Source organism: Frankia sp. CcI49, assembly GCF_001983215.1.
Lineage (GTDB): Bacteria > Actinomycetota > Actinomycetes > Frankiales > Frankiaceae > Parafrankia > Parafrankia irregularis.
The window spans coordinates 133,279-148,946 of record NZ_MOWP01000033.1 but is presented as its reverse complement, the minus strand read 5'-3'; the positions used below and the strand labels follow the sequence as shown (position 1 = coordinate 148,946).

11 protein-coding genes are annotated in these 15,668 nt (G+C 73.0%); 4 read left to right on the top strand and 7 right to left on the bottom strand.

Features of this window, described 5'->3' with window-relative positions:
- Positions 1–41 precede the first annotated feature (41 nt).
- The 3 genes from CcI49_RS30110 to CcI49_RS30100 are packed head-to-tail and all read right to left on the bottom strand — an operon-like array spanning position 42 to position 5,443.
- Positions 42–2,507: a glycosyltransferase family 39 protein gene (locus CcI49_RS30110; protein ID WP_076832066.1), complete on the bottom strand. Its 2,466-nt coding sequence runs from the start codon at positions 2,505–2,507 to the stop codon at positions 42–44.
- 52 nt (positions 2,508–2,559) lie between these two features.
- The gene (locus tag CcI49_RS30105) at positions 2,560–4,734 is read right to left on the bottom strand and encodes a HAMP domain-containing sensor histidine kinase (protein ID WP_076832062.1); all 2,175 of its coding nucleotides are present in this window, start codon (positions 4,732–4,734) and stop codon (positions 2,560–2,562) included.
- Between the two features lie 13 nt (positions 4,735–4,747).
- On the bottom strand, positions 4,748–5,443 hold the full coding sequence (locus tag CcI49_RS30100) for a response regulator transcription factor (protein WP_054568252.1): 696 nt from the start codon (positions 5,441–5,443) through the stop codon (positions 4,748–4,750).
- A gap of 394 nt (positions 5,444–5,837) precedes the next feature.
- Between CcI49_RS30100 and CcI49_RS30090 the strand changes: the two genes are divergently transcribed.
- The 3 genes from CcI49_RS30090 to CcI49_RS30080 all read left to right on the top strand — a co-directional run bounded on the left by CcI49_RS30090 (position 5,838) and on the right by CcI49_RS30080 (position 7,819).
- Positions 5,838–6,542, top strand: a complete 705-nt coding sequence (locus tag CcI49_RS30090; protein WP_131831243.1) for a hypothetical protein — start codon at positions 5,838–5,840, stop codon at positions 6,540–6,542.
- 97 nt (positions 6,543–6,639) lie between these two features.
- Complete coding sequence (locus CcI49_RS30085) at positions 6,640–7,350, top strand: response regulator transcription factor (protein ID WP_054568250.1); 711 nt, start codon at positions 6,640–6,642, stop codon at positions 7,348–7,350.
- Positions 7,351–7,399: 49 nt separating this feature from the next.
- Entirely contained in the window at positions 7,400–7,819 is a 420-nt protein-coding gene (locus CcI49_RS30080; protein ID WP_054568249.1) for a response regulator transcription factor, read from the top strand.
- A 351-nt stretch (positions 7,820–8,170) separates the two neighbouring features.
- On the opposite strand, the gene CcI49_RS30075 is transcribed toward CcI49_RS30080, so the two are convergent.
- The 3 genes from CcI49_RS30075 to CcI49_RS30065 are packed head-to-tail and all read right to left on the bottom strand — an operon-like array spanning position 8,171 to position 13,601.
- The gene (locus CcI49_RS30075) at positions 8,171–10,918 is read right to left on the bottom strand and encodes an ABC transporter permease (protein ID WP_241840318.1); all 2,748 of its coding nucleotides are present in this window, start codon (positions 10,916–10,918) and stop codon (positions 8,171–8,173) included.
- A 32-nt stretch (positions 10,919–10,950) separates the two neighbouring features.
- Positions 10,951–12,930, bottom strand: a complete 1,980-nt coding sequence (locus tag CcI49_RS30070; protein ID WP_076832053.1) for a histidine kinase — start codon at positions 12,928–12,930, stop codon at positions 10,951–10,953.
- Complete coding sequence (locus CcI49_RS30065; protein ID WP_054568580.1) at positions 12,927–13,601, bottom strand: ABC transporter ATP-binding protein; 675 nt, start codon at positions 13,599–13,601, stop codon at positions 12,927–12,929. The genes CcI49_RS30070 and CcI49_RS30065 overlap by 4 nt, the downstream gene beginning before the upstream one ends.
- A 761-nt stretch (positions 13,602–14,362) precedes the next feature.
- Here CcI49_RS30065 and CcI49_RS30060 point away from each other — a divergent pair.
- On the top strand, positions 14,363–14,788 hold the full coding sequence (locus CcI49_RS30060) for a hypothetical protein (protein WP_241840317.1): 426 nt from the start codon (positions 14,363–14,365) through the stop codon (positions 14,786–14,788).
- Positions 14,789–15,090: 302 nt separating this feature from the next.
- On the opposite strand, the gene mscL is transcribed toward CcI49_RS30060, so the two are convergent.
- Positions 15,091–15,621, bottom strand: coding sequence for a large conductance mechanosensitive channel protein MscL (mscL, locus tag CcI49_RS30055; protein ID WP_076832050.1), 531 nt, complete (start codon positions 15,619–15,621; stop codon positions 15,091–15,093).
- Positions 15,622–15,668: the final 47 nt, after the last annotated feature.

The window sequence follows — 15,668 nt, the reverse complement described above, 5'->3', positions numbered from 1 at the left end:
CCACTTTCGTGCCCTGCTGGTTAGTGCTGGATTAGTCCGGATCAGGTGTTTGAGCTGCCCGAGGAACTCCCCGACGCGGAGGACGTCGCCGAGGTCGAGGCCGAGGCGGTCAGGTCGTAGAGCGTGACATTGTCGACGGTGGTGGCGGTGAAGTTCTCCTGCACCCAGGCGGCGATCTCGCTGGATGCCTGGCTGCCACCGCTCTGCCCGCCGAACCCGCCGCCACCGATGAAGTAGTGGATGCGGCCGTCCGCGACGTACTGCTTGAACTGCTCAAGCGTCGGGGACGGGTCGCTGCCGTTGAAGCCGCCGATCGCCATCACCGGGTCGCCGGTGGCGAGCTGGTAGCCGGCCGCGTTGTTCGACCCGACGGACGCGGCCACCCAGGTGTACGACGATGCGTCCTGCTCCAGCAGCGCGAGGATCTCGTCGCTGGGATCGGTGGCTCCCAACAGGCCGCCCATACCGCCGCCGCCACCCATGCCGCCGACACCGCCACCGAGGCCGCCCGTGGTGCCGCCGCCGGGGAAGGTGCCCTGGCCCTGGCCGGTGCCGTTCTGGCCACCGCCGTTCTGCCCGGTGCCGCCGGGGAACCCACCCGTGCCGCCGCCGGGGAGCGTGCCGGTGCCGCCACCTGGGAAGGTGCCCTGGCCGGTGCCGTTCTGGCCGCCACCGAAGGCGGCGCCGCGGCCGCCGCCGCCCATGCCACCGAATCCGCCGCTCCCGCTCGGCCCGGCCGACGGGATCGAACCTGTGTGCGGCACCGCCGCGGTCGCCATCGAATACCCCAGCGGGCCGAGCAGCGCGGCGACCAGGGCCGCGGTCACGACCGCCAGCCGGGCGGCTCGGGGCAGCCAGCGGAAGACCACGAAGAGCAGCGCCGCGGCGAAGCCGATGATCAGCACCGCCCAGCGGATCCACGGATGCCAGTCGGGAGTGCGGTTCAGCAGGACGTAGGACCAGATCGCCGTCAGCGTCAGCGTGCCGGCGAGGGTGGCCGTGGCGAGCGGGTGCTCCCGCCGGCGCCACAGAACCGCCGCACCCATACCGACGAGCGCGCCGACGGCCGGCGCGAGCGCCACCGTGTAGTAGGCGTGGAAGATGCCCTTCATCTGGCTGAACACGATCATGGTGATCAGCAGCCAGCCGCCCCAGACCACGAACGCCGCGCGGGCCGGATCCGTCCGGGCGGCCCGCCTGGTCACCCACAGGCCCGCGACCAGCAGGACGAGCGCGGTCGGGATCAGCCAGGAGACCTGGGTGCCGATCTCCGAACCGAACATCCGGCCCCAACCGGTGGAGCCCCACATGCCGCCACCGCCACCGCCACCGCCGCCGACGCTTCCGGTCTCGTCCCCGGTGAGCCGGCCGAGGCCGTTGTAGCCGAGGGTGAGCTCAAGAATGCTGTTGTGCTGCGATCCGCCGATGTACGGGCGCGACGACTCCGGGACGAGCTCGACGATCGCGATGAACAGGCCGGCGGGGACGAGGAGGCCCAGGGTCCCGGCACCGACCTGCCAGAGCCGCCGGGTGAAGTGGGTCGGTGCGAGGGCGAGGTAGGCGATCGCCAGCACCGGGACGATCAGCAGTGCCTGCAGCATCTTCGTCAGGAAGCCGAAGCTGATGAACACCCCGGCCCACACCAGCCACCGGGTGCTGGCGGTCTCGATGGCGCGCAGAGTCGCGTACACCGAGGCGATCAGCAGGAGCACCAGCAGTGCGTCCGGGTTGTTGAAGCGGAACATCAGCGTCGCGACCGGGGTGAGCGCGAGGACCGCCCCGGCGAGCAGCGCGGCGCCCGCGGGGAACGCCCGGCGCACGGTGAGGTAGAGCAGCCCGACCGAGCCGACGCCCATCAGCGCCTCGGGGACGAGGATGCTCCAGGAGTTCACCCCGAAGATGCGGGCCGACAGCGCCATCACCCACATCGCGGCCGGCGGCTTGTCGACGGTGATGGCGTTCCCCGCGTCGGACGACGCGTAGAACATCGCCTTCCAGCTGACCGAGCCGGCCTGGGCCGAAGCCGAGTAGAAGGCGTTCGCCCAGCCCGAGGCGCCCAGATCCCACAGGTAGAGCACGGCCGTCGCCACCAGCAGCCCGAACAGCGCGGGACGCACCCAGCGCGGATCATCCGGACGCCCCCGCACCAGCCGGGCGAGCCGTCCGCCGTCCGCCGCGTCCTTACCGGAAGCCGGGCCGGGACCTGAAGCCGGGCCGGGCTGGTCGCCGGGCGTTCCGCCGCCGGCTCCGGTACTGCCCCAGCCCCAGTCCGTGTCCGGCGGCGGGGCCTGCCGCACCGGCCGGTGCAGGTCCGGCAGGGTCGCCTCGCTGGACCAGAGGAAGGTGGGCTGCTCCGGCTCCGGGCCCGGGTACAGGCCGTCGCGTCGGGCGGGCGAGGGGCTGGCACCACCCGGGGTGGAGCTGGCGGCGGGCCATGGCCCGGCCCCCACTCCCCCCGGAGGACCGGCCTGGTCGGTCGGTAGTGGCGACGTCGGTGAGCTCGGCATACGTATCAGGCTCGGCCGGGGACCTTTCCGGTCCTTGTGATCGGCCTGTGCGTCACCTGTGAGGGTGGGCGTCCCGGTGGGGAGCGTGGACGATCTCCTTCGCCCGGGCTCGGCGGCCACGCCCCGGCCCGCCGCCCGGATGGGCCGCGCTCGGACGGCCCGGCGCCGCAGTCTCCGTCCCGGCCGACATATGCCCGCCAACGGGCTCGGCAACGGGCATGGCAACTGGCCCGGCGACAGGCGCGGCAACGGGCCAGCTCGTGCGGGCGGGTTGCGGTGGGGCAGCCGGCTCGGCCGCAGGGTGGGACTCCGGTCCGGCCCCTCCGGCCCCTCCGGCCCCTCCGGCCCCTCCGGCACCGGGCTCCGCGAGGTCGGGCGTCCAGTCGGCCGCGTCTGCTTCCTGCCCGGTGGTGAGCATGAGGTCGGGCCTCGGCCGGTAGCGGGGGCCGGTGGCCGTGCCCACCGGCAGGAGAACCGTGAACACGGTCTGGCCGGGCCGGCTGGCCACCTCGACCCGGCCGTGGTGGGCCTCGACCACGGCGGACACGATCGACAGCCCGAGACCGGTGCTGCCGGCGGCGCGCGAGCGCGAACTGTCACCCCGGGCGAACCGTTCGAAGACCTTGGGAAGCAGCTCGGGCGGAATCCCCGGCCCGTCGTCGATCACCTGCAGCACGGCACACCAGACGAGCGGCCCGGGCACACCCGGGGGTGTGAGGCTCCCGGGCGGCGCCGGTCGGGCCTGGGTGGTCAGCCGGGCAGTCACCCGGGTTCCCGGCGGGGTGTGGGTGCGGGCGTTCGCGAGCAGGTTGGTCAGCACCTGGTGCAGACGTGCGGGGTCACCGGTCGTCGTGACCGGCTCGCTGGGCAGGTCGAGCTCGAAGCGGTGCGTGGGCGCGGCGACATGGGCGTCGCTGACGGCGTCCACCACCAGCCTGGACAGGTCCACGGTCTCCCGGACCAGCGGCCGGCCGGAGTCGAGGCGGGCCAGCAGCAGCAGATCGGAGACGAGCGCGGTCATCCGCGCGCTCTCCGACTCGACCCGGCCCATGGCGTAGATGACGTCCGGCGGAACCGTGTCCCTGGTGCGCCGGGTCAGCTCGGCGTACCCGCTGATCGCGGCGAGCGGTGTGCGCAGCTCGTGGCTGGCGTCGGCGAGGAACTGGCGCATCCGCGTCTCGCTGGCGTGCCGGGCGTCGAACGCGTCCCCGATGTGGCCCAGCATCCGGCCGAGCGCGGCGCCGACCTGCCCGACCTCGGTACGCGGGTCGGTGTCGACGTCCGGCCCGAGCGTCGGAAGGTCGACGGCGCCGCGGTGCAGCGGCAGCTCGGCGACCCGCGCCGCCGTCGCCGCCACCCGGCTCAGCGGGCGCAGCGTCCTGCGGACGATCGCCCCACCCGCGATCGCGGCGGCGAGCACACCGAGCGCCGCGACGGCCGCTCCGATCGCTGCGGTCCTGGTCAGGATCGCGCTGACCTCGTGCATCGGCAGGCCCGTCACCAGGATGGAGCTTCCGTCCATGGAGATGCGAGCGCTCAGCCGGTACTGGCCGTGGTCGCCGATCGTCCGGGTGTGTGCGACGCCGTCCAGCGGGATCTGGGCCACCTTCATCGCGTCGGCACCCGTCAGCGCGACGGGATCGCCGGCGTCGTTGACCGCAGCCGTGACCTGTGCAACGAGGCCGTCCACGTTCGGGAGCTGTGCCGTGGGCGGGTCCTCGGGGCCGGTGCCGGGTGTGACGGGAACCTGGCTGCGGAGCTCGACGAGTGCGCCGAGGGTGCCTTGTGCCTGACGGGTCAGGAACCCCTCCAGCCGTGCCGCCGTCGACGACGAGGTGTCGGTGCCGTTCTCAGCACCGACACCAGCACCGACACCGGCACCCGGGCGGAGAGGGTCGTTGGCGCTGCCCGGCAGGAAGCCCTGCTGCCTGGTGACCTCCACGAAGTTCCAGCGCTCACTCGCGTTCCTCAGCCGCTCGTCGAGCTGGTCCACGAGGACCCCGCGCAGCGCGACCAGCGTCACGAAGACGATCACCGCTGACACGGCTGCGAGGAGCGCGAGCAGGAGCGCGAGCAGCCTGATTCGCAGCGACCAGCCGGCGGGTCCACGCCGCCGCCGCACGCCGACGGGACTGACGGTGTGGTGGCCGGTGCCGTGGCTGTGGTGGCTCGCGGTGTGGTGGCTGAAGGTTGGCGCGCCGGGGATACCGGCGGGGGCTTCCGTCATTGCGGCGGCCGGCTCAGGTCGCCGGGCGGAGCACGTAGCCGGCGCCACGCATGGTGTGGATCATCGGCTGCCGGCCGGCGTCGATCTTCCGGCGCAGGTACGAGACGTACAGCTCGACGACGTTCGCCTGCCCGCCGAAGTCGTAGTTCCACACCCGGTCGAGGATCTGCGCCTTGCTCAGCACCCGGCGGGGGTTACGCATGAAGAACCGCAGCAGCTCGAACTCGGTCGCCGTCAGCCGGACCTCCTGGCCCGCGCGGCTGACCTCCCGGCTCTCCTCGTTCATGATGAGGTCGCCGACAACCAGCACCGCGCCGTCGCTGAGCGTGGAGCGGTGCAGCCGGCGCAGCAGGCCGCGCAGCCGGGCCACGAGCTCCTCCAGGCTGAACGGTTTCGTGACGTAGTCGTCGCCACCCGCGGTCAGGCCGGCCACCCTGTCCTCGACCGCGTCGCGCGCGGTGAGGAAGAGGACGGGCACGTCCGGACTCTCCGCGCGCAGTTTGCGGAGCACCTCGAGGCCGTCCATGTCCGGCAGCATGATGTCGAGGACCACCGCGTCGGGGCGGAAATCTCGGGCGACCTTCAGCGCGCCGCGCCCGTCGGGGGCGGTCTGTACTTCCCAGCCTTCGTACCGCAGGGCCATGGACAGCAGCTCCGAGAGGGTGCTCTCATCGTCAACGACAAGGATGCGGGGGCTCGACGGCTGCATGTCGCCAGAATGCGACCGCTTCCTGTGTGATTGCTGAAGATCATCTGTGTACTGGCTGTGTTCCTTCGCTCCTCTGTGGGACGCCGAGCGGCCGGTGCGATCACACATCCGGCACCCAGCATCGTCACAGGCCACTCACAGGTTCACGGCGAACTCTGCTTCCCGACGGCGCGGCACCTGACCCGCCGGGACGAGGAGCACGGACATGAGTCATGTCGGTCCGACCGACCCGCCCGCGTCCCCGCCAGCCGGTGGGCCGCCCTCGCCGTCAGTCGGGGGAGAGGCTCAGCTTCCGGCACTGTTCCAACCCGCACAGCTGCCGTTGCCCGTGACGCCACCGTTGCCCGTGACGCCACCAGGGGCAGTGACGCCACCCGCGCCCGCAGCGCCTCCGATGATCGCGGCGCCGCTGCCGGAACCGTGGCATACCTCGGGCCAGTGGGCCTGGCCGGCCCCGAACCCGGGTTCTGCGAGCGCGGGTGGTTCGAGTCTGGACGGCCCGCCGCCGGTGGTGGGGGCCGCGGCCGGTCCGGTGCCGCCCGCGTCGGCGAAATCCGCGGGGCCACACATCTGGGGCCTGGGCCGCACGCTCGTGGCCGGGGCCATCGCGATCGCTCTCGGTGTCGGCGGGGCGGCCGCCGTGAACGCCAGCAGCCTCGGGGACAGCCAGGGCGGCGGTGGCTTCGGCGGCTTCGGCGGTGGCAGGCAGTTCACCAACCAGCTCGGCAACCAGTTCGGCGGCACCGGCAGTCAGGGCGGCCAGGGCTCGACCGGGCAGGGCTCGACCGGCCAGGGTGGTCTGTCCCAGGGCCAGGGCGGCCAGTTCCAGGGCCAGCTCCCCAGCCAGGGCCTGGGGCAAGGCCTGGGACAGGGCCAGCAGCAGGGCGGGACGACCGGTCAGGGCTCGGTTCCCGGCGGCGGTTCGAGCGATTCAAGTGGTTCGAGTCAGGCGGATTCCACCGCTGACCGTGGCGGCGGCCCCGTCCCACCTGGTCTGGCCGGTCCGCTCGCGCAGCAGGTCACGGTGGTCCCGACAGCCGAGCTGATCGAGCGGGGACGCGGTGGCACCGAGACGGGAACGGCGGTCGCGGCGGCGTGAACGGCACCGCCCGCTGTCGCAAGACGGTCACGTTCTCGGACGCCAGTCGTGTTCGCGTGGCTGTTTGTGCGCACCTGGGCGGGCCTAAAGTGGTCCAATGGCCGTTCGTGTGATTCTCGCTGAGGACAATGCCCTGCTCCGGCATGGTCTTGCGACCCTTATCGAGCGGGCGGACGGCCTGGAGCTGGTCGGCACGGCGACCGATCGCCCGTCGCTGGAGCAGGCCGTCCTCGACCATGATCCGGATGTGGTGGTCACCGACATCCGGATGCCGCCGTCCCGGTCGGACGAGGGCATCAAGGTCGCGGGGTGGCTGCGCCGCGAGCGGCCGCAGGTCGGCGTGGTCGTGCTCAGCCAGCACGCCGAGGCCACCTATGCCCTGGCGTTGCTGGAAGGCGGATCGGCTGGTCGCGCCTACCTGCTCAAGGAGCGGGTGGCCGGGGTGGACGACCTGCTGCGGGCCATCCGCGCCGTCGCGGCCGGCGAGTCGGTGATCGACCCGGCCGTGGTCGAGGGGCTCGTCGCCGCGAGCGCGCGCAGGCAGCCCAGCGAGCTGGAAAGGCTGACGCCCCGGGAGCTGGAAGTGCTCAGCCACATGGCGCAGGGCTGGAGCAACGCGGCGATCGCGGCTGCGCTCGTGCTGTCCGAGCGCGCGGTGGAGAAGCACAGCAACTCGATTTTCGCGAAGCTCGGCCTGACCGATGAGCCGGATCTGAACCGGCGGGTCAAGGCGGTTCTGCTCTTTCTGCATTCGGGGAACCACCCGGCCGGCGGGCCGACGGGGAAGGTAGCCACACCGACGTCATGACATGGCTGCACCCTTGGGCGCCGGTGCCGGCTGCGGCGAGACTACGGACATGAGCTCCTCCCCGGCGGTCTCCGTGCTGGTCGTCGACGACCAGCGCCCCTTCAGGCTGGCCGTGCGGGCGGTGCTCCGCCGCGCGGCGGGCTTCGTACTGGCCGGTGAGGCGGAGACGGGCGAGGACGCCCTGACCGCCGCCGCGCGGCTGCGCCCCGACCTGGTGCTGATGGATGTGAACCTGCCGGGCATCAACGGAGTGGTCGCCGGTTCGCGGATCCAGCAGGACGCGCCGGGCACGGTGGTCGTCCTGTGCTCGACCTACGTCCGGACGGATCTGCCGGCCGCCGTCGCGGACAGCGGGCTGGACTACCTGTGCAAGGAGGACCTGGCGCCGAGCGTGCTGCGCGACATCTGGCGCCGCCACGGTCCGGACGGCCCGCCGGACGCACCCGCCCCCGCTCCCGCTCCCGCCTAGAACGGCGCCGCGCTCGGCGGCGGCTCGTAGCCCAGCGCGCATGGACTTGGCGCAGCCGTGCTGACGGAGGGCGAACCCCGCCCGCACGGCCACCCGTCGAGGATCCCGCACCGCCGCGCAGCACCGGCGAATTCGACCTTAAGCGGGCAAAAAGGGCACGCGGTCGCCTGGCGACCCGCAAGAAAGAAGGATTTCGGTCGTTGGAACGACCAGAATCGTTCACTCTTGCGACTTGTCAAACCGGGCCACCGGGGCTACCCGGCTCTCGGGCTCCTGGAGGTCCGGCCGCGTTCGTGAAATGCGAATCTGCAGCCGTCCGAAGCTGGGGATCCAGGTCTGGCCGTGCCCGGATCACTCGCGGCGCAGCAGGGCGCCGGGGAGCAACCGCCCGGCCCGTGACGCCGGTGGCGCGGCGAGGACCAGGCCGATCAGGATCACCGCCGGCGGCAGTGCGGCGAGCAGGCTGACGGGAATCGCCGGGCTGGTCGCGACGCCGGTGGCGGTGGCGATCTCCCACCAGGCCAGACGTCCGAGCAACAGGCCGAGGGGAACACCGACGGCGACCGCCAGCGCGGTTGTCACGCAGGACGTGACCAGCGGAATCCGGGYGGTCTGGGTCGGTGTGAAACCGAGCGTGCGCAGGATCGCGAGCTCGCGCTGCGCGTGGCGGCAGGTGGTCCCGACCGCGTGGCCGGCCGCGGCGACGGCGAGCGCGGCGAGCACGGTCTGCAGCATCGCGGGCAGCCGGCCCATACCGCCGAGGTTCGCCACCTCGCCGGGGACCCGCCCGGTGTCGATCTCGTATTCGGTTCCCAGCGCCGCGGCGAAGGTCGCGGGGTCCGTCTCCGGGATGGCCCGGACCAGCGCGCTGCGCATCGGCTGGGTCCGCTGGATGCGGGTCAGCATGTCCGGTGCCACCAGCATGCTCTCGCCGAGGCGTTCGCCGCCCAGGACCGGGCCGACCCCGATGCCGACGACCTGGAGCTGGGCATGTCCACCGGTGTTCGTGGCCACGCTGAGATGGTCCCCGATTCCGAGGCCGAAGCGGCTTGCGGTGCGTGGGCCGAGGGCGACCTGGTTCGTCCGGGTCGGCCGGGCACCTTCGAAGATCGTCCAGCCGACATCCGGGCCGACATCCGGGCCGACATCCTGGTCGGCGGCCGTGCGGGAATCCGTGCGGGCAACCGTGCCGGCGGCGGGGCGCGGTTTGGCGGGGAGTGGCTTGGGGGAGAGCGCGTAGACGGTGACGTCCTCGCCGGGGGCGACGTCCCCGCGGCCGATCGCACCCGGACCGGCGTCGCCGGGGCCGCTGGCCACCTCCGGTTCCGGTGACGGCAGCGCGTGCCCCTGGTCGTCGATCTCGATCGTCGCCGTCGAGACGTCGAGCATGCTGACCGCGGCGACCCGGGGGTCTTCGGCGAGCTGGGCGATGATCTTCGGTCGGGCGTCGGTGACCTCCAGGTCCGCGTTCCGGCCGTAGCGGTGCGGATCGTCGACCAGGCGGTTCATGCTGGTGGCGATGGTGGCGGCGGCGATCAGGGCGGTGATGCCGATCGCCGTGCCGGTGATCGGTGGGCGCCGGGCGGCGACCGGACGGTCCTGCCCCCGGGCGAGCGCGAACGAGGCACCGAGCCACAGCCAGAGCGGGCCACGCCGGCCCACCACGCCGCGGGTGGTGTGGGTCGCCGGCGAGATCGGTCGCCTGATCGACGACGAACGCCCGCCGAGCACGGCACCCACCGGCCGGCCCGAACCCGGACTCGCGCCGACGCCGACGCCGGGGCCGGGGCCGGTGCCGGCCGAGGACCGGCCCGGGAACGGCACGGACTGGCCTGGAAACAGCCCCGCTCGGCCCGGAAAGCGGGCGGCTCGGCCGGCCGGCCTCGCCCGGCTGAGCCGGGCGGGCCGGTGACCGGCCCGCACCGCGGTTGTGGCGGCGAGCAGCGCAGTCGCGATGATTCCCGCCGCGGCGGCGAGGCAGGTGAGCGCGGTGTGCCCGGCATAGCCCGGGTGCGGCTCCATACCGGCGAGTGGCCCCAGCGGTTCGAGCCGGCCTGCCAGCAGCGGCCCGGCCGTGGCGACCGTGCCGGCGACGACCGCGGCGGGCAGCGCCGCGATTGTCCGGGCACCGGCCCGCCCCAGCGTGGGCAGGCCGAGCATCGCCTCGATGTGCTGGGTCCCGGCACCGAGGGCGTGATGGCGGTAGAAGGCCTGGCCGCTGGCCGCGAGCCCGGCCACGCCGACGACGGCGGCGAAGACGATCAGCCCGGTGATGAGGACCCGCTGGGTCGCCGCGATTCGGGCGTCTCCGTCCGTCGCCGGCCGAGAGACCTGCAGGGTGGGGAACTCCCGGGCGAGCGGGTCGGTGCTCAGGCTCTGGCCGAGGCGCCGCAGCGCGGCGGTCGCGGCGCCCATGGCCTCGGGCCCGGGTTCCAGCCGCAGCATGACCACGGTCGTCACGGCGTCGAGCTTCTCGGCGAGCGCCGGCGTGACCATCACGGGCATCTGCTGCGCGTTCTCGCCGGCCGTGCGGGTCAGACCCGTGACGACCAGATTCAGGGTCGGCCCGCCCGGTGTCCCGAAGCCGGTGTCGAAACTGATGTAGTCGGACTGAGTGAGCAGGCGCAGTGTGATGGTGTCGCCGACACCGAATCCCCACCATGCGGCCGCACGTTCGTCGAGCAGCACCTCGTCGGGTGACCGTGGGTCGTAGGCGCGCCCCTCGACCACGACCGGCTTGTACAGCTCCCGCGGGCCGCCGGTGTCACCGATCAGGCCGAGATAGGAGACCGACGCCCGGTTCTCGATGCGCCCGACCGCGCCGACGGTCGTCCACGAGTCGGCGATGCCCGGGACGCCCGCCACCCGGTCCGCCAGGCCCGGATCGTGGCGGAGGTAGCTGGTGACCTGTAGATCGGGCACCGCGGAGGCGCGTTCGAGGCGATCATGGGCCGTGGCCGTGCGGCGGATCAGCGTGGCCGTGCCCGTGACCATCGCGACGACCAGGCCGAGGAGCACGCCAAGCGCCGTGAGCGCGAGCCAGCGCCGGCGCAGCTCGTCGCGCGCGATCATCCGGACGGCGCCCAGAACGCCTCTCACCTCGGCACCGCGGTGCGTTCCGGTACCAGGGATCACCTCGGAACCGCTGATTCGGGGTGCCCGGCGGCATCCCCGGGTCGCACGGCATCTCCGGGTCGCACGGAACCCCCGGGTCGCACGGAACCCACGGCTCGCGCGGGGTCCGTGGGCTGGCCGGGTGCCATGGACCCGCGGAGATCCGCCGGCTGCCATGATCCGTCGCCGGGGTCGCCCCGGAAGATCGAGATCGGAACCACGCCGTGCACCTGGGTGCCCGCACCGAGCGCGGATTCCCAGCGCAGGGTCCCGCCGATGGCGCCGATCCGGTCCGCCATGTTGGTCATGCCGTGGCCGCGTTCCAGCCGTCGCGGGTCGAACCCGGCGCCGTTGTCCTGCACGGTGAAGGTCAGCGCGCCCTCCCGCTCGGCCAGGACCAGCTCCACCGAGCACTCCGCGGCGTGCTTCGCGGCGTTCTGCAGCGCCTCCAGACAACAGAAGTAGACGGCGGCCTCGATGTCGGCCGGGTACCGGCCGATCTCGTCGGCCCGCACCGTGACCCCGACCGTCGAGCGCTGGCCGGCGGCGCGGAGGGCTTCGGTCAGCCCGGAGGAACGCAGCAGCGGCGGGTAGATGCCGTGGGCGAGGTTGCGGACCTCGGCGATGGTCTCCGCCACCTGCTCGGCCATGGCCGCGAGCAGCTCGTCGGCCGCGGCGACGTCCTCGTTCCGGCGGGCGGCGTTCTCGGCGCTGTCGGCGTCGGTGCCGGTACCGGTGGCGCCGTCGGCCCCGTCCGCGCCGTCGGCGCTGTCGGCCACCAGGTCACGGACCAGCCGGAGCCCGACGGCGAGCGAGACGAGCTGCTGCTGGGCCCCGTCGTGGAGGTCCCGCTCGATCCGCCGGCGTTCGGCGTCCGCGGTCGCCACCAGGCGCGCCCGTGAGACTCGCAGCTCGTCGTTGGCATGGCGCAGGTCCGCGAGCGCGTCCCGCAGGTTCGCGTCCAGCTGCCGGTTGTGCAGGACGGTGCCGAGCCGGGTGCCGAGCTCGGCGAGCATGCGGTCCTCGGGCTCGGAGAAACGGGGCGCCTCCAGCGGCCTGCGCACCACGATCATGCCGAGCAGCGCTCCGCCGGCCCGTGCCGGGATCACCCGGAGCTGGGCGTGCTCGTGCATCCGGGCGAGCACCGGCACCCACAGGGACAACCAGCCCGGGCCGGCCACCCGGGTACGGGAGAGCGCGACGCGGTCGCTCACCGTGAGTGTGATCGTCGAGCCCACCTCGACGAGGCGGATGTCGTCGCCGAGGCCACCACCCGGACCCGATCGCGCCGCATCCGTGCCCGAAGCGCGCGGAACGCCGGGAACGCCGGGAACGACTGAGGTACCGGGAGCGACTGAAGCACCGGGCGTGCCCGGATCCGTGGCCGGATCGTTGCCTGGCAGGCCGCCGGAGCCCTCGGGAAGCACGACCGCCGCGGTGAGCCGCCCGGCGGCACCGGTCCAGATCTCGACCCGCTGCAGCGAGAGGCTGCGCCGGAGCGCCTCGCCGAGCCCGCTGAGCGTCTCGTCGAGGTCGGCTCCCCGGCTGGCGTCCTCGCCGAACCTGCGCAGGACGTCCTCCGGCTCGTACCGGGCTCCTCGGACCACGTCGAGGACCACATTCGTGGCGCGGGTCCGTGCGCGCGTGGCGGTGATCGCGGCGAGGGCGGTGGCGATCAGCACCGGCCCGGTGAAGTCGTCCCCGCCGTCGAGCGGGCGATGCCCGAGCACGGCGATCGCGGCGACCAGGCCCAGCGCCGCGATCCCGGCGAGGCAGGCGAGATCCGCGGCGATCATCAACAGCCGCTCCGACCGCCGCCGCGCCCACGGCAGGGCGCCGGCACCCACCCCCGCGACGAGCAGGACCGCGTCGACCGAGACCGGTACCGACCAGGCGGGGTCCGCGCCACCGAGCAGCCGCGGCACGGCGCACGTCGCGGTCACCGCCGCGGCGGTCAGTACCGCGGCCGCCAGCAGCTGCCGATGCGGACCCGTCATGCGCCGGCCCCGGGCCGTTCGGACACCCGGCCGTCGCGCATGGTCACGATCCGCTCGGCGCCGGCGGCGACCTGATGATCATGGGTGACCATCAGGATGGTCTGGCCGCGCCGGTGCAGGCGGGTGAACAGGTCCAGCACCTCGGCGGCGCCGGCCGAGTCCAGCGCGCCGGTCGGTTCGTCCGCAAGCAGGACGGTCGGCTCGTTGGCCAGCGCCCGAGCGATCGCCAGGCGCTGGCGCTGGCCACCGGACAGCGTGCCGGGCAGCGAGTCGGCGCGTTCGAGCAGCCCGAGCAGATCCAGCAGGTCGTGCCCGCGGCGCACCGCCGCCCGCCGGCCGACGCCGGACAGCCGGGCCGCCAGGACCACGTTGTCCGCGACCGTCATGGTCTCCAGCAGGTGGAAGAACTGGAAGACCATGCCGATGTGGCGCCGGCGTAACCGCGCCAGATCGGCCTCGGACCGCGATGCCAGCGACATCCCGGCGACGGTCACCGAGCCGTCGTCGACATGCTCGAGGCCGGCGACGACGTTCAGCAGGGTCGACTTGCCGCTCCCGGACGGACCCATCACGGCGACGAACTCGCCGTGCGCGACGGTCAGCCCCGCGCCGCGCAGCGCGTGCACCGGTGCCGTGTCGGCGGCGAAGGTCTTGTAGACGGAACGTAACAGGACGGCGGCGTCGCCGGTTCGGGCATCGCCGCTGGTTCGGGCGTCGCCGCCGGTTCGGGCGTCGCCGGTTCGAGCATCGGCCGGGCCGGGCCGCAGCGGTGCCTGCGAGATCGGCGAGCTCTGTGGCGCCTGCGGTGTGGCAGGTGCGTCTGACACCGGTCCGCCCCCCTCACCCTCGCAGCGGTGCTCGGGCCTCCTGTCCTCGGACGCCCGTCAGATTGCTCATTTCACCCGATGCCGGCCCGCGGGGGAACACCCATCCTGGGTTCCGGCTCGCCGGGCGTTCCGGCTGCCGCCGGAGTACAGGCGTCACCCCGCATCATCGACGTGGCTGTGGATCAGGCCGCCCCCATGCTGCTCCCTGCCGCCTGCGGCCTGCCTTTCCTTGCCGCCTGCCTTCGGTGAGGTCCGGGTCCGGGGTCCGGGGGTGCCGTCAAGGGCCGGACTGCTCGTCCGGCGGCGGTCCGAGTGCCGTCGCCGCCGGTGCGAATTCAGCTGGTCGGTGTCCCCTCATGCCGAGAAAGCCCTTGCGTCGCAAGGGGAATGGTTCGTGTGCTGTGGGTCGGATGTGGTCTGTCGTCAGCCTGACCGGAAACTCGCTCGATTTGGYGGCTTTACCTGCGCAGACTGGGTACGTGCAGTCAATGGCTCGCCACCGCCGCCCCGCCTCGCCCCGCCGGTCCGTGCGTCCCGAGGGATCTGTCCGCGCGCGTGCCGCGCGTCCCGCCGTCGCCGCCGCCACTGTGGTGGCGGCGGGCGCCGTGACGGTTGGCACAGCGTTCGCCGTTTCGTCAGGCTCCGCCCCGGCCGTTCGGGTGTCCGCCCCGCGGGCCGAGGTCCAGACCGCGGCGGCCGCCGGGCCGGGAACCGTGACCCCGTCGTCGAACGAGTCCACGGTGATCGCCGAGGCGGTCCGCGGCAGCTCGCTCACGGCAGCCGTCGCGCCCGGGAGCTATCAGGTGGTGGGCACCGTCCTGGCCCGGTCCGACCAGTCCTGGGCCTGGGTCGAGCTTGTTCCCGTGGTGGCGGATGTCGACCGTGCCGAGGGTGTGCTGCACCGCGGCGCCACGGGGTGGGAGCTGGTCCAGCTGGGGAGCTACGAGGTCGGCTGCGGCCTGGTGCCCGCCGGTGTCGCCGCGGATCTCGAGCTGGAGTGCCCCGGCGACGAGCCGGGCTACGACGCCTGACCCGCCGCTCTGACCCGCTGCCCTTTCCCGCTGTCGTGCCCTGCGGTTCCGCGTGCCCGGACGTCTGAGCGCCCGGTAGCCCGCTTTGGCGAGTCGCAAGGGTGAACGATTTTGGTTGTTCCGGTGACCGAAATCCTTCTTTCTTGCGACTCGCCAGACGATCTGGCGCCCCTTTTGGTCACGCTTGACGCGAATTGCCGGTACTGTGCGTGGCTCTGTTCTGTGCGTGGCTCTGTTCTGTGTGACTGGTACGGGCGGCGCGGCCCGCTGCCCGCGCGGCCCGTCCCAGGCCGGGCTCCGGGTCAGGCCCGCGGTGCCGGCGGAGTGTAGGTGGGGCCACCCGCCGGGCCGATACCGCCACCCGCCGGGCCGTTGCCCGCGGCGAGCAGGTCACGGATCTCGGTGAGCAGCCGCGTCTCGTCGCTGACCGCCGGCTCGTCCGCCTTCGCCTGCGGCTCACCGCGGCGCCGCATCTCGTTCGCCTTCGCGATGGGCAGCACGATCACAAAGTAGATCACCGCGGCCACGACGAGAAACGAGATCACATCGTTGAGGAACTGCCCGTAGTTGAAGACACTTCCGTTGATCTTGAAGTGCAGCTTGGAGAAGTCCGGTTCACCGCCGATCGCGGCGATCAGCGGTGTGAACATGTTGTCCACCAGCGATTTGACGACGGCGGTGAACGCCGTGYCGATGACGACCGCGACGGCCAGGTCGACGATGTTGCCGCGCATCAGGAACTGCTTGAAGCCCCGCAGCCCCGGGCCGATCAGCCGGGTGGGGGTCTCGACCACACCGCGTCCCCTGCTCGCCGCACTCTGCCATCCGGACATGCCCGCTCCTCCGCACCACTCGCTGCTGGGCCCGATCGCAGGCTGAC

What these genes read in the sequence shown, in the direction of transcription:
- CcI49_RS30080 (WP_054568249.1), top strand. Translation starts at nt 7,400, where the DNA reads ATGAGCTCCTCCCCGGCGGTCTCCGTGCTGGTCGTCGACGACCAGCGC.
- CcI49_RS30090 (WP_131831243.1), top strand. Translation starts at nt 5,838, where the DNA reads ATGATCGCGGCGCCGCTGCCGGAACCGTGGCATACCTCGGGCCAGTGG.
- CcI49_RS30105 (WP_076832062.1), bottom strand. Translation starts at nt 4,734, where the DNA reads ATGACGGAAGCCCCCGCCGGTATCCCCGGCGCGCCAACCTTCAGCCAC.
- CcI49_RS30100 (WP_054568252.1), bottom strand. Translation starts at nt 5,443, where the DNA reads ATGCAGCCGTCGAGCCCCCGCATCCTTGTCGTTGACGATGAGAGCACC.
- CcI49_RS30085 (WP_054568250.1), top strand. Translation starts at nt 6,640, where the DNA reads ATGGCCGTTCGTGTGATTCTCGCTGAGGACAATGCCCTGCTCCGGCAT.
- CcI49_RS30070 (WP_076832053.1), bottom strand. Translation starts at nt 12,930, where the DNA reads ATGACGGGTCCGCATCGGCAGCTGCTGGCGGCCGCGGTACTGACCGCC.
- CcI49_RS30110 (WP_076832066.1), bottom strand. Translation starts at nt 2,507, where the DNA reads ATGCCGAGCTCACCGACGTCGCCACTACCGACCGACCAGGCCGGTCCT.